The organism is Fibrivirga algicola (assembly GCF_011742925.1).
Lineage (GTDB): Bacteria > Bacteroidota > Bacteroidia > Cytophagales > Spirosomataceae > Fibrella > Fibrella algicola.
Genome location: NZ_WAEL01000002.1, coordinates 41,360 through 54,727, shown reverse-complemented (window position 1 = coordinate 54,727; position 13,368 = coordinate 41,360). Strand labels below are relative to the sequence as shown.

The 13,368-nt window shown below is 55.5% G+C and carries 10 protein-coding genes; 5 read left to right on the top strand and 5 right to left on the bottom strand.

Annotation, left to right across the window (positions count from 1 at the left end):
• Nucleotides 1-83: 83 nt before the first annotated feature.
• The 3 genes from F7231_RS05495 to F7231_RS05485 form a co-directional block, all read right to left on the bottom strand.
• Entirely contained in the window at nt 84-1,601 is a 1,518-nt protein-coding gene (locus F7231_RS05495) for a RagB/SusD family nutrient uptake outer membrane protein (RefSeq protein ID WP_166691217.1), read from the bottom strand.
• Nucleotides 1,602-1,619: 18 nt separating this feature from the next.
• Nucleotides 1,620-4,679 carry a SusC/RagA family TonB-linked outer membrane protein gene (locus tag F7231_RS05490; protein ID WP_166691216.1) on the bottom strand — a complete coding sequence of 1,020 codons (3,060 nt, stop codon included), beginning with the start codon at nt 4,677-4,679 and terminating at the stop codon, nt 1,620-1,622.
• A 323-nt stretch (nt 4,680-5,002) separates the two neighbouring features.
• Nucleotides 5,003-6,727 carry a M14 family metallopeptidase gene (locus F7231_RS05485; RefSeq protein ID WP_166691215.1) on the bottom strand — a complete coding sequence of 575 codons (1,725 nt, stop codon included), beginning with the start codon at nt 6,725-6,727 and terminating at the stop codon, nt 5,003-5,005.
• A gap of 233 nt (nt 6,728-6,960) precedes the next feature.
• Here F7231_RS05485 and F7231_RS05480 point away from each other — a divergent pair, with 233 nt between their 5' ends.
• Both F7231_RS05480 and F7231_RS05475 read left to right on the top strand, forming a co-directional pair.
• Nucleotides 6,961-7,434, top strand: a complete 474-nt coding sequence (locus F7231_RS05480; protein WP_085412489.1) for a hypothetical protein — start codon at nt 6,961-6,963, stop codon at nt 7,432-7,434.
• Nucleotides 7,431-7,976 (top strand): hypothetical protein, encoded by a 546-nt coding sequence (locus F7231_RS05475; protein WP_085412490.1) that lies wholly within the window; start codon nt 7,431-7,433, stop codon nt 7,974-7,976. The genes F7231_RS05480 and F7231_RS05475 overlap by 4 nt, the downstream gene beginning before the upstream one ends.
• 69 nt (nt 7,977-8,045) lie before the next feature.
• On the opposite strand, the gene F7231_RS05470 is transcribed toward F7231_RS05475, so the two are convergent.
• Complete coding sequence (locus tag F7231_RS05470) at nt 8,046-8,534, bottom strand: hypothetical protein (RefSeq protein WP_166691214.1); 489 nt, start codon at nt 8,532-8,534, stop codon at nt 8,046-8,048.
• 237 nt (nt 8,535-8,771) lie between these two features.
• On the opposite strand from F7231_RS05470, the gene F7231_RS05465 reads away from it, so the two are divergent.
• Nucleotides 8,772-8,975, top strand: a complete 204-nt coding sequence (locus tag F7231_RS05465; RefSeq protein ID WP_166691213.1) for a hypothetical protein — start codon at nt 8,772-8,774, stop codon at nt 8,973-8,975.
• A 7-nt stretch (nt 8,976-8,982) separates the two neighbouring features.
• Here the strand turns inward: F7231_RS05465 and F7231_RS05460 are convergent, their stop codons facing one another.
• A complete protein-coding gene (locus F7231_RS05460) occupies nt 8,983-11,859 on the bottom strand; it encodes a glycosyl hydrolase (RefSeq protein WP_166691212.1) in 2,877 nt (958 codons plus the stop codon).
• A 362-nt stretch (nt 11,860-12,221) separates the two neighbouring features.
• Between F7231_RS05460 and F7231_RS05455 the strand changes: the two genes are divergently transcribed.
• Complete coding sequence (locus tag F7231_RS05455) at nt 12,222-12,638, top strand: hypothetical protein (RefSeq protein ID WP_085412493.1); 417 nt, start codon at nt 12,222-12,224, stop codon at nt 12,636-12,638.
• Nucleotides 12,639-12,709: 71 nt separating this feature from the next.
• The gene (locus F7231_RS05450; protein WP_085412494.1) at nt 12,710-13,291 is read left to right on the top strand and encodes a hypothetical protein; all 582 of its coding nucleotides are present in this window, start codon (nt 12,710-12,712) and stop codon (nt 13,289-13,291) included.
• The last annotated feature ends 77 nt before the right edge of the window (nt 13,292-13,368 follow it).

Here is a 13,368-nt window from a genome sequence, read left to right as displayed (position 1 = left end):
CATTGGCCTTTACCCCAGCCCCGGCCCCTCCCCTCAAACAAGGAGAGGGGCCGGGACGGTCCGACGTTTCAGTGAGGTGGCTATCAATACCCCGGATTCTGCGTCAGCGCGCCTCCGCTTAACTGGATCTGATTTTGCGGAATTGGGAACACCTCATTCTTGCCTTTCACAAAGGTTTTGCCGTGGGCAGTGAACGCCTGTGTGGCCCGGCCCGGTTGAAGCTCTTCCTGCCGGATAATGTCGAAGAAACGGTCATGTTCCATCGCCAACTCAACCCGACGTTCGTGCCAGATAGCAGCCTGCGTAACAGCCGTAGCTGCAGGCAAACCTGCGCGGGTACGTAGCCGGTTAATGTCGATTAGCGCATCGGCGGGGCGACCCAGGGCCAGTGCGGCTTCGGCATGAATGAGCAGTACTTCACCCAGGCGCAAGATGCGGAGGTTCTTAGGCAGTCGGTCGTTATTGCCGCAGTTGCGCTCGGCCGTACGGCTGTGGTACGACTTGTAATTGTACCGGTCATTTTCGACCGAATCGCGGCTTGGTATGCGGAATCCATCCCAGAGTACTGTACCTCGGGGAGCAGGGTTGATAAAAATAATGGTGGCCGCCCGCCGTGCATCATTGGGTTCGTACTCGTTCAGCAAACTTTCGGACGGTGTGCCAAACCCGAAACCCAGGTCTGACCAACCCCGCTTGCCCCCCGCTCGGGGTCCCTGACAAACGCTATAAATATCGATGGCTGCATTACAGGCCAGATTGATACCTGTCTGCACTTCAAAAATTGATTCGACACTGTTGGCACCTACTTCACGCCAGATGTTGGCATAGTTGGGCAGCAAGTCATACGCACCTGCCTGATTTTTGATGACGGAATCAGTCAGGTTGTAGGCCTGCTGCCAGTTGCGCTGATACATGTATACCTTAGCCAGCATGCCCATTGCTGCGGCTTTGGTGGCTTTACCGGTCTGTGTCTGGGCCTTAATGGGCAGGTTCGTGGCGGCGAAGCGCAGGTCACTCACGATCAATGCGTATACCTCTTCCCGACTGGCCCGCCTTTGCAGCGACGTGTTATTGATATCCTCAACCGGCGGTACCCGGTCAATAAGGGGCACCCCGCCAAAAAAGCGGACGAGGTTGAAATAGAAGTAGGCCCGCAAAAACCGGACTTCGCCTTCTAACTGGTTACGCGTTGCCTGATCGGCAGCGCTGAGCGGAACGAGTGCCAGGGCCTGATTGGCGCGCGCAATTGCTCTGAAGTAGGTAGCCCAGACGTTGTTGAGGTTACCTACCCCTGGTGTGGGGTTGAGGTTGTCGAGCGTGCCGAAGGTGTTGGCGCCATCGGTGGGTGAACTCCCCTTGTCGGCATCATCCGACGCTATGTTGGTCATGCCCACATAGTCGAAACCGTGCAGGCCACCTTCCCACATGCTGTTGTAAATGCCGGTCACCAGGCTTTGCGCGGCCGCTGGGTCGTTGCGAACGGCGGCTTCACCGAGCAACCCTTGTGGCGGCGTATCTAAGAAATCAGTACAGGCTGCCATACCTGCACCAAGCAGGAGTACCGACAGCGGCAAACGGAAGCGTGTTAGACTAACATTCATGGTCGTAAGGTCGAGTAGTTAGAAACCCAGATTAAGCCCGGCAGAGAAAGTGCGGACGGTAGGGTAGGAGTTGAGTTCAATGCCGGAATCGAGCGGTCCGCCCGGTAGTTCGGGGCTAAATCCGCTGAATTTCTGGAAGGTGACCAGGTTCTGGGCCGTCACGAAAAGACGTGCCGTGCGGAGTTTGATCTTGTCTTTCAGGACTGACGGGATGGTGTAGCCTAACGTTAGGTTGTTGAGCCGAACAAAGGAGCCCGATTCTACGAAATAGGTCGAAGCAGGCGTGGCGGAAGTAATCAGCCGGGGATCGGTTTGCGAAGGCCGAGTGGATAGCCACCGCGCGTCGGCATAGGCAGCTTCGATGTTGTCGGTGTTCTCGAAACGAAACGCCTTTTTACCGTTATACACCTGATTTCCCGCGTTCCCGTAGATATCAGCCGACAAATCAAAGCCCTTCAATGTCAGGCCAAGGTTGATGCCGTAGTACAGTTTGGGCTGGTACGAGCCCGCATAAATCCGGTCGTTGTTATCAATGACACCGTTGCCATCTACATCGCGGTATCGCAGGTCGCCCGGCCGTACGTTGGCTCTGGTGCCAAACACGGGTGACCCGTCAATCTCGGTCTGGTTCTGAAAGACCCCAATAGCGTCGAGCACGTAAAAGCTGCCTACGGGTTGCCCATTGTCGCTACGGGTTGTGAACCCCTGTTGCCCAACACTACCGGCCAGCAAGGCCTGTCCACCATTAAGACCCACAATCTGGTTGCGGTTGAGGGTCAGGTTACCACCAATGGTGTAGCCCAGTCCGCTTTTTGTGGTTTCGCGCCAGTTAAGGCCAAGTTCAAAACCCTGGTTTCTGAATGACGCGATATTGGTCAGAAACTGGTTGTCTGGGTCACCAAAAATGGCCGGAATGATCTGAAAAGCCAGTGCGTCGCGGGTAGTTTTGTTGTAATAATCGAGTTCACCTGTGAGTCGGCTGCCGAAGAAAGCAAACTCCAGACCGGCGTCGACCTGCTGGGTACGTTCCCACTTCAGTTGTTGGTTCTTAATGTCCTGAATGGCGGAGCCAAGTGTGAGGCCGTTGTTATAAAAATACGGAATATTGACTGCGGCCGTCAGGATATATGCGTTGCTGGCAATGTTGTCGTTGCCGAGGATGCCCCAGCTTGCCCGGAATTTCAGGAAGTCGAACAGCTTCTGCTGTTTCATGAACGACTCGTCGGAGATTACCCAGCCCACACCCGCTGTAGGGAAGTAGCCCCACCGTTCGCGGAATTTGGAGCTGCCATCGGCCCGTAGCGAGGCATTGAACAAATATCGATTATTGAAGCTGTAGGTCACGCGTGTGACGAACGACTGCCGGGTCTGGAGGTCGCCGCCGCTGTTGTTCGAGAGTTGCTGATCGGGGTTACCCAATCCCAGATACCACAGGTTAGGGTCGTTGGGGATGTTAATGCGGGCCCCTTCGATGAAATCGGAGGTAAACTGCTCGGTCACCGCGCCCAGCAGGAAGGAAACATTGCTTTGCCCAAATGCCTTATCGAAGGTGGCGGTGTTGTCGATAATGTACCGCACCGATTTGCCTTCGTTGAGGCTAAGCTGGCTGTTTTGCTGCCGCTGGTTACCGCCCGCGGTGATAAAGGTGAGGGCATCGTTCTGGAACTGCCGCAGGTACGTCTGATTCCGGTTGAAAATAAGATCGGTGTTGAACGCCGAGCGCAGCGTGAGCCATTCAACGGGTTTATAATTCAGAGCCAGATTACCCTGCAAGCGGTTGTTGATGATCCGGTTGGTGCGGGCATCCAGGCTAAGAATAGGGTTGCCCACGTTACCGAACGCCGACAGGTTGCCGTACTTGCCGTCCTGGAAAGCCGGTACGATAGGAGCCGCCCGGTAGAGACTCTGATACACGCCGTCGAGGTTGACGCCCCGTTCGTTGCCGCGCGAAAACGAAAGCTGGTTGCTGAACGTCAAGTTATCGGTGATCTTTACTTCGTTGTTCGACCGGATGGTCAGGCGTTTGAAATCGTTGGTATTCACCACACCCAGGTCGGTAAAGTAACCGGCGCTGAAGAAGAATGTGTTGCGCTCGCCCCCGCCTGAAATCGATAGGTTCTGATTCGATTGTGCACCCGTACGTAGGGCTTCGTTGAACCAATCGGTGGTGCCGCCGTAGGTTAATGGCGGGTTGTTGACGTTCTGATTTGGGGCCGCATCGGTCAGGTAGCTGATGTATTGATCCCGATTGGCCATTCTGACCAGGTTGGCGGGCTGACGAATGCTCACGTTGGCGTCGTACTGCACCTGGGTAGCCCCCGATTTACCCCGGCGGGTTGTCACGATCACTACGCCGTTGGCGGCACGTACCCCATAAATAGCGGCCGAGGCATCTTTCAGGACTTCGATACTTTGAATATCGTTGTTGCTGATGTTGCGGATATCGTCGGTCAGTACCCCGTCGACCACGTAGAGCGGGCTAACCCCAGCCAGCGCTGAGCCCACGCCCCGCACCCGTATCTGTGGTTGCTCGTTGGGTCGTCCCGAGGCAATGATCTGTACCCCGGCTAGTTTACTTTGCAGAGCCTGGGTAGGCGTTTGAACCGGGTATTTCGTGATCTCTTCCCCTTTCAGCTGTGCCACCGATCCCGTCAGGTCACGTTTGCGCTGGGTCCCGTAGCCTACCACCACCACCTCGTTGAGGGTTTGGGTGTCTTCGCCAAGCTTCACGTTGATCGACGTCTGGTTACCCACCACTATTTCCTGCGGTGCAAAGCCCGTATAGCTGAATACCAGAACGGTCTGCCTGTCGGGGACACTAAGTTGAAAGGTGCCATCTACATTGGTAGTGGTGCCGCGGGCTATGCCTTTGACCTGTACAGTAACACCGGGCAAGGGCTCCGACCGGGCATCGGTCACTACGCCCGAAACAGTAACGCCTGTCTGACTGCTTGCCGCCGTAGTGGCTGGCTGAGGCGAGGCTGGTGGCGTAGTCGTTTGGGAGGTAGTAGGAGTCTGAGCATGAGTGGTATACCCACAAACCACACTCAGATAGAGCAGGTAGCCGGAAAATTTCATAAGCGTTGAATTTAAACTACAGAATTACTATGCTAAAACAACAGCAATCGATCCTGTTTGTTCTTCGGATAGTCATAAGTAGCCCTTTGGTCACTTACAAAAAAGGCTGTGCTCTATGTATGTCTATTGGCAATCAGGTCATTGCGGTAATCGGAGAACCATGGCTATTTTTTAGCAGAGTGAAAGAGCTGGATCCTATACATAAGAGCAGCCAACAGGCGGTTGCCTGCTAATCGTGAACAGCCACAAAAAAGCCATAGTCGGTGTCTCCCCAGCCAGTTTAAGGGGAGACACTGACTATGGCTGACTTCGTTTTTTACCTTCTAGCGCCTAGTTTCTAATCGGTACACCGGGTAACGGTTGAAGGTCTTCTCGAAGTAGGGCGTTTGCTTGTAAATAAACTCCAGTTGCGCGTTGGCACTTTCGGCGAAGGCTTTATCGGTGGCGCGTTTGTCGGCCAGCTTCTGGCGAAGGGCGGGGTTGGTGCGGAGCAGTTCGGCGGCGGTGTCTTCGAAGATATAATCGGAGAAATATTCTTTCTGGTCGAGGATGCTGTCGAAGAAATTCCAGGCAAAAAACGAATCCTGCGCCTGCGGTTCCAGCGTTTCGATCAGGTACCGATTCACAGGCTGGTTGGTCAGAATGAGGTAATCTCCTTTGTAAAACTGAATGCGCTGAGGCTCCGTTCTGAGTTTTACGCCGGTATGCAGGTAGTGTCCCTCGTAGGGGCGCTGGCTGGTTTTATAGTCGTCCAGGTAATAGGCCGATACAGCCATAAGCGTGTCTCTGGGGAGTGTTTGCATGTTGACGCCGTTGCGCTTCAGTAGCCTGATTACTTCGGCCCATGCCTGAGGGATAACGTACCCAGCCGGTTTAGTGAGTTGCAGGTCGGCCACAAACGAATTCATATAGGGAACGCGCTTGGTGAATGGCTTGGTGCGGTCGTAAAACAACCGTTTCAAGCCCGACACATCGCTGGGTTTGTAGCTTGCTTCGTAACCTAGAAACGTTACCGAGTCGACCTTGCTGCGGTCGAGGCGGTAGTTAAGGGCGAAGGTGGTTTGCTGACTTACGGCGGCATCGGCGCGCTGTTTGTTGGCCAGAATCAAACTGGCGTCGCGCTCGCACAGGCGCAGCACGGCCTCATCGAACGCATAACTGCCTTTTACGCGCGCCGGATAGTCTTTCCACATATGCGTTTCGAGTGTGAAGCCGAAGCAGTTGAACATCGCCGCGTAACCTGTGGTGTAGCGTGGCGAATCGTTATAGCCCAGCAGTCCACTTTCGGGCGTGTCTTTCGGGTGATTCACGTAGGGTGCTATCGGGAAACCTTTATCGGCAAGGGCTTTGTCGAGGGCGGGCTGGAAGGTTTGCGTCATATAGCCCGAAACAGCGGGGTGCAGTTTGTCTTTCTGCGTGGCGAAATACGTGACCACGTGTTGGTAGTCGGCCCCGTCGCTGGTGTGATTATCGATGAACACCTGCGGCTTCAGCTGCTGGTACATGGCCTGAAACGCCCGCGTGTTTTCGGCGTCGGCCTTAATAAAGTCGCGGTTGAGGTTCAGGTTGCGGGCGTTTCCCCGGAACCCATACGTTATGGGTCCGTTCTGGTTGGCCCGCGATACACCCCGGTTCAGGCTGCCGCCCACGTTGAAGACCGGCACAATGGCCAGCAGCACGTTTTTGGGCAGTTTATTGCTTTGCAGCAGGTCACGCGCTATCATCATGCAGGCGTCGATGCCTTCCGGTTCGCCGGGGTGAATGCCGTTGTTGATCAGCAGCGTTACGCGGTTGGGACGGGCGGTGAAGTTCTTGTCGGCTGCCAGCAAAAAGAGGTGCAGCGGTTTGCCCACGTCGGTTTTACCCACCTCGATCAGCTTTGCCTGGTCAAACTGCTTGTCGAGCCGCTGGTAGTAGTCGATGATTTCCGGGTACGTTGCCGTCTCTTGGCCCTGGCTGCGTTCGTAAGGGGTAACAAGTGAGGGGTTTGTTTGGGCAAAAACGGGACTAGCCAAGAGGCAGAACAGCCAGTAAAGGTGTTTTTTCATGATGACGGTTGTATGACGCCCCAAGTTACCCGGAAACCGACTGCCTGACCAATAAGGATCCGGAAAAGGGCTACAGAAACTGCCCGATGAACCACGCCTGAAACGACTACGACTTTTTGGCTACGGCGGATGGTCGTAGGCCTGCTGGTCACCGGCAGGTGAGTAAGCTTTCTGTCAGCCGGACTTTATGCATAATAGCCCTGTTTGTGATACACGGACGGTGCTAACTAGGTATGAACCAGTATCTCCGCGTATGTTTTGTCCTCCTGGCCGTTGGCTTTATTCAGGCAAGCCGATCCGCCCCTGAGCCGGCTACCTTTGTTGCCAGCACCCCCTGCGATCTTATTCCGCGGGTGTTGCTGACCATTCCAACCGATACCGATTGTGAGTTTATCAAGTGGAAGCTGACCCTGCAAGTCGACGCTGCCACAAAAACACCCGGTAGGTTTACGCTCGACTACACCTACGGCATGACGCTGGCCAACACAACCGGCTTTGTCAACGGCGGTGGCAGCAAGCAGAAAACCGGCGTTTGGCGCATTACTCAGGATACTCGCAACCGGACGATTTACCAGTTGGTACCCGATTCATCCGGCGAGGCCATTGCGCTGGTCAATCTCGATAATAAACTGCTTCACCTGCTCGATCAGCAAGGCCGGCTCATGATTGGGCACGGTGGTTGGAGCTATACCCTGAACAAGCAATGAACACCACCTGCACCACACGAGCCATACGCGTTTCCCTGCTGATGCTGACCTGCCTGTTGGCGTCCTCGTGGGGACTACGGGCGCAGCCACCCCGTAGCCAGAATGTACCGCTCAAAGCAACGGGTCGCCTGTTAGTGCCCACAGGGCCGTCGGTGCTGGGAACGTTCGATGGCCGCTTCCCCTGCGCCGACATCGCCCGTGACTGGAAATTAACGGTTAGCCCCGAGTGCTGGAAAGTAAAATGGCGCATTACCCTGTTTCAGGACCCGGTCACGCATGCGCCCACGACTTACAAGCTACGGGGCGTTTTGGGTACTGCCCGTGAGCGGGAGGGGAAATGGACACGCGTGCAGGGGTCGCAAACGGACCCGAATGCCGAGGTGTATCAGTTAGACTCAGAAACGCCGGGTATCTACGTGTACTTGCTGAAAGGAGACGACAACGTACTGTTTATTCTCGATCAGGCGAAGGGTTTCCGGGTTGGTACCGCCGACCTGAGCTATACGCTCAATCGCGTCGACAGTCAGGCGGCGGGCAACTGATTGGCATTGGCTCACCTGATGACCAGGCTGGTTGGTGGCAACCAGAGTGTGAATTGCCGTCGAGCTAAACTAGGTACGTTGCTCTTGGTCGATCAGTCGGAAGAGAATTAACGTACCCAGTTCGGCCAGCAACAGGCTGAAAAACGTAGCCGAAAGGCCGGGGAACTCGTAGGCCAGAAACACCTCGTCGATAACGATGAACATGGCCCATAAGCCAAGGGTCACACCCAGCGCCAGGTACGTTGCCGATTGGCTAAGGCTGGGCTGCCGAACGGTATCGATCAACGCTTTCCAGAACAGAAAAGCGCCGAGTCCTTCCCAGAGGATAACCCCGGCGAAAAATAACCCCGCCAGTCCCGCCGTAACGTCATAGATGCCAACTACTTTACTGACCAAGCTGTAGTTGCCCGACACGAACCGGAAGTCGGGCGGGAGAAGGCCCAGGGCTTTCAGCGCGTCGGTGCTGTTGCTGACACAGATGATGGAAAAGTAAAGCGCCCAGAAGATCAGAATCCCAGCTTTGATTCGCTGGTCGGTAGTTTGGTGAGTCGATTGCATGGTCGATGGGTTGACTCACCAAAGTAACGTGTTGAGGTTGATTATTGATAATCTGCTGACAGCTTACGAGTTAGCTTATTCCAGATGACCGCTAATTGATTGTTTAGCCATAGGTCTAGCCTAGTCATCCCGCTTTTGCTTGTCTCTACGGAAGCGAAGCTTTTTACCCCGTCAGGGGCTTGATAGCGCAGCGTTGGTAGAATAAGATTGACTACCCAGTTTTTCAGCGTGCCGTAGGTGCGCCACAACCTTGCAGGTGACGTACCCACGGCACGCTACGGACGTGAGGCCGATTTAGCTACTACCGACGCTACGCTGCGAAATCCCGACGGGATAAATCGCGTTGCTTTGGCATGGAGTACAATGCGTCAATGGATTGCTTTTACTCCAGGCTTTTCGACAGGCAAGCGAAGCAACACACCACCAGGCAACACGCATTGAACATGACCTACTCGGAGGCTGAAAACAACTGCACCGGGCCGAGCAGGCCAGACGGTTGTACTTTCCAGTCGGGGCGGACGGTGATGTTGGTGTTGGTGAGCCGTTGCTCTTTGGGTTTGGTCCGGTCGCCGATAAGTCGGTTGCGCCACGAGTTGACGACCTCGATTTCCAGTTGGTTGCCCATTGGCTTCAGCGCGTTGCCGACCGACACGCGGAATGGTGGTGCCCAGACAATCCCCAGGTCCTGCCCGTTGAGCCGTACCCGTGCCACGCCCACATCCTGCACACTGCCCAGGTCGAGAAATAGATTGCCGGTGTTGGCGGGGGCATCAAACGTGTTGCGGTAGGTGGCAGTGCCCGAGTAAAAATGAATACCCTCTTCCGGTCGTGAGGTCCAGTCGACGAGGGTTTCGAATGTGACGGATGAGGGGCCGCTCGATATCCATTTCGGGTCAAATGACACCTGCCAGGGGCCTTCCAGCGTCGATACCGGTTTATAGGTTGGGGTGTTTCGCGCTGTGGTGGTACCCTGCTGCGTGGCCGAAATGGGTTTGCGGAACACGACGAACACTGAGCCGTAGGGCGTTAGATCGAGCGGAAGGCTGATGCGTCCGTCTTTCTGCTGAAACGCCGTAGCCGGTTTGATGCGACCGGTAGCGGGGTCCCACAACTCGGGCTGGCGACCATTTACGCGGAACGAGGCCGTCAGTTGGGTCGCCACAGCATTCTGATTGCTGACGAAATAGTAGTCGACATTGTTCAGCGTTTTGTGGAAATAATCGAATACCTGTCCGGCGGTGGTACTCGTCAGCTCAGCGTCGGGTTTTACGCCATCACTGAGCAACAGTTCACGGGCTGTTTTGCCCCAGATTACGCGACCTGCACCCGTTTTGTGTTCACCCACGGCCGATTTGCCCGCGCCCCACAGCCGGTCGGCCAGGGTTTTTAGCTCGGTTTCGCTGGCCGGATACCCTACCAGACTTGCCGTTGATGTTGGCTTCAGCCCAATCACCGTTCCACCGGCCTGCACCAGTTGCGCCACTTTACGAAGGGCCGCCAGCGAGAGCACCTGATGGTCGGGCAATACCAGCACCCGATACGACAAGCCGTGGGGCAGCATGATCAGGCCATTTTTCACGCTTAGTACCTTCAGCCGGTCTTCGTTGATCACATCGTAATCGAACTCGGGCAGGGCGTGTCCCGGATCGTCGGCTTTCTGGCGGGCAATGTTGGGTACGTGGTCGCCATAGTAATACAGCACGTCGGCTACCGATTGGCCTTGCTGCAGGATGTACTGGCAGCGGGTCAGGTACTGAACAAAGCCCGTCGAGTAATCCCACCAGGTTACGTTCGGGTTGAAGTGCGTACCGGCAAAGTATTCCTGACCGGGCAGGCCCATTTCTTTGGGCGAGCAGGTGAACGTGTGGAGATATACCAGGTTCAGACCGGCGCAAAATTCATGGTCGGCGCTCGATTTCATGGCCGACCAGATCACGTCGTTCCAGTGCGGCCCGATCGTTGTAAACGATTCGGCACCCACCAGCGGTTTGTTATAAATGTGCGCGGCACTGGCGGCCTGTTTCACGAAAAACCGGTTGACAGGCGTTGGCCGGTGCGGCGACGGCGACCAGAATTCGCTCATCATGATGTCGCTGTAGCCGTAGTTTTTCAGTCCGTCGAACGGCCCCGCGTGCGGCCCCGCCGATTCGGGTTGCAGTCCAATGCCGTATTTAGCTGACCGCTGGGCAAAAACAGCGTAATGATTCTCGGCTACACAGTCGCTGATGGTTTTGCGGAGGTCGGCCAGAAAGCGGTTGCTCTCGTCGCGGCTACCCACGATTTTTCCGGCCACCACGGGCAAATACGGCATTATATCGTAGCGCCGTCGTTTCCGGAACTCCTGCGCAAAGGTTTCGGTCCAGTTGCAGCCACCTGCTTCCCAACTGTCGGTTTGCAAGTATTTCAAGGTCTTGCCCGCCATGGGGCCGATCAGCTTGAGCAACGGCTCCACATTGGTGTCCCAATAACGGTTGAACGTTTTGGGGTTCAGCGGATCGAGTACGCGCCCCTGCCATTTCCCGCTCGACGTTGATACCTCAGCACCGGTTGGTGTGTAGCCAAAGCGCATGATTGTCCACTCGCCCGCGGGCACTTGCCACGTCAGCACGCCCTGCGCAGTCATGCTGGCGGTCAGGTTCTGAACAGCCGTCGGTGGGGTGTCGGTTTCGCCCGGTGTGGCAGGTACGTCGGTTAGCAAAAACCGGGTGTCGGGAGCCGAGCCACCCAGTTCGATGGTGCCTGCTTTGGCCTGCAAATCGCGGATTGCGGCGCGCTTTGTTGTGTTTTTCGGGAACGCCAGCACGGCGATGTCGTTGTACAGCCCGTCTTTCATGGCTGGGCGCGGTACGGTTTCGCGGTACGTCATCGGTCCCTTCACCGTCACTTCCGACCAGGTTAGTTGTTTGGCGGCTTCGGCCGGGGTAATGTCTGGTCCCCCAAGGTTCCAGCCGCTTTGGATGCTCATGCTCAGGACCAGTCCCAGCCGGTTGGCTTCCTGAACGGCATGCAGGTACAACTCGCGCCAGGCGGGTGACCCAAACAGGGGGCCTTCCGGCACCTGCGCGTTGCCGCGCTGCTCGGCCCCGCCTGCGTCGAAAATGCAGGCCCCGCTGAAGCCCTTCGCTTTCATGGCCTCCAGGTCGCGGGTGATCACCTCCTTAGTTACGTTGCCGTTGAGCCACCACCACCAGCAGCGGATGCCATAGTTGGCGGGTGGTGCAGCAAAGGTGGCATCCGAAATACCTGATCGGGGTGGGGTGGTTTTCTGGGCAACAGTGGGTAAAAATAGAAGCAGGCTGAACAGGCAAAAAAAGGCAGTGCGCATTGAGAGGAGTGAAGCAGTTATTGAAGTAAAAGGCTACGCTGTTGTCGATTGAGCGAACGTTGCCCCCAGGGGCGGCGAACCTCCAGCCAACAAAGTAACAATCATTCGTTCATTACCCACAACTTCGCCAGAACATGGGCTCAAGCCCACACGCAGGCAGCACCCAGCCCCGAAAGGAGCCCATTTCTCAACTTTTACATTTCGTTTACAATGTTTTACCGCCGTTTGACAACTGCCTGCCGGTTCGGCCCCTACTTTGTTCCATCAATACCGAATGCCGATGCCAGCCGTTGAAGTATGTTACCAGAGGCCAATTGTCAGTCCAGTGTCGGTAGTCAGTAACAGTAAAGCCAATCATAAGCATGAAAAAGCGAATTACGTCGGCCCTCCTGGTGAGTAGCCTGTCTGTTGCGCTGGGTACGTCCTGCCTGGCTCAGTCTCCGTTCAATAGCTGCTCGGCGGCCTTCGTTGGGGGCAGGATGGTCGTTGATGCCTATACCCCGGCGGGTAAATGCCAACTGCCCGCCACAGCCACCGGTACGCTGACGGTACAAACGGTAGCGTTAACGCCTACATCGGGTAAAGCAGTTGATCCAATCGATTTCAGGGTTGCGATTCGGGATAAATCGACGGGTACGTTGCACCAGTTTTCCAACGAAACGTACCGAAAGGTGCCGGTAGAGCGTGTGCTGTCGCGTTGCAAAAAAGGCGACAGGATCGTGCTGCTCACCATAGACGACCGCTACGCTTTGCCGCATAACGAGATTCTGGTTCGGTAAACGTTGGGTGGTGTTACTGACGCTAACCTCGGCGCTAATCAATGTAAAAAGTTCTAAACAAACCATATTCCATGAAAACGAAACTAATGCTCTTCATTTTGCTGCTTTGCCCGTTATGCCTGCTCATTGGGCGGAGTGTATCAAAAACGACGCCTGTCAAAACGTCGCTGACCGTTAATGGTCGCCCGGTCAATTATGAGCTATTTACGCTCAACAACCCTGGTGTATTAGGCGTCATTGAGGGCGATCTGAAAATGCTGGACGACCGGGCCATGCCGTATCAGTCGTTGCTGCTCCAGGGTGGTTCAACCGCATCCGTTGGTGCTGACTCCGTCTTTCAGGCAGCCGAATTGTGGCCGGGCTCCTGGCTTCGTGGTGAAGTCGCCGACGAGCAAGCCCTGAAGCATAAGCTGGTTCCTTTCCGGGTATCGCTGCGGCGAAATGGATCGGTGATGAAGCAGTGGCCGACCGATGCCGCAGAAACTGTTGAGTCGATTCAGCTAAAAGAGATTTGGCCTTCAGCGCGCATCGGCGATGAGTTAATCGTTGAGCCAACGGCCGGTTCCGGTGCTCAGTCGGTTTCGGGGAAACAAGTTATTAAACTAAAAAAAGTGGACCCTGCTTTGCTTAAGGCGTTGCAGGAAGGCTGTTAGTAATTGCCCGTTTCGTTGGTTGTTGCTAGCGTCTGTTTGTCAGTTGCTTATCTTTGATACACAGTCAGTGAATCCGA

What these genes read in the sequence shown, in the direction of transcription:
- F7231_RS05495 (WP_166691217.1), bottom strand. Translation starts at nt 1,601, where the DNA reads ATGAATGTTAGTCTAACACGCTTCCGTTTGCCGCTGTCGGTACTCCTG.
- F7231_RS05490 (WP_166691216.1), bottom strand. Translation starts at nt 4,679, where the DNA reads ATGAAATTTTCCGGCTACCTGCTCTATCTGAGTGTGGTTTGTGGGTAT.
- F7231_RS05485 (WP_166691215.1), bottom strand. Translation starts at nt 6,727, where the DNA reads ATGAAAAAACACCTTTACTGGCTGTTCTGCCTCTTGGCTAGTCCCGTT.
- F7231_RS05480 (WP_085412489.1), top strand. Translation starts at nt 6,961, where the DNA reads ATGAACCAGTATCTCCGCGTATGTTTTGTCCTCCTGGCCGTTGGCTTT.
- F7231_RS05475 (WP_085412490.1), top strand. Translation starts at nt 7,431, where the DNA reads ATGAACACCACCTGCACCACACGAGCCATACGCGTTTCCCTGCTGATG.
- F7231_RS05470 (WP_166691214.1), bottom strand. Translation starts at nt 8,534, where the DNA reads ATGCAATCGACTCACCAAACTACCGACCAGCGAATCAAAGCTGGGATT.
- F7231_RS05460 (WP_166691212.1), bottom strand. Translation starts at nt 11,859, where the DNA reads ATGCGCACTGCCTTTTTTTGCCTGTTCAGCCTGCTTCTATTTTTACCC.
- F7231_RS05455 (WP_085412493.1), top strand. Translation starts at nt 12,222, where the DNA reads ATGAAAAAGCGAATTACGTCGGCCCTCCTGGTGAGTAGCCTGTCTGTT.
- F7231_RS05450 (WP_085412494.1), top strand. Translation starts at nt 12,710, where the DNA reads ATGAAAACGAAACTAATGCTCTTCATTTTGCTGCTTTGCCCGTTATGC.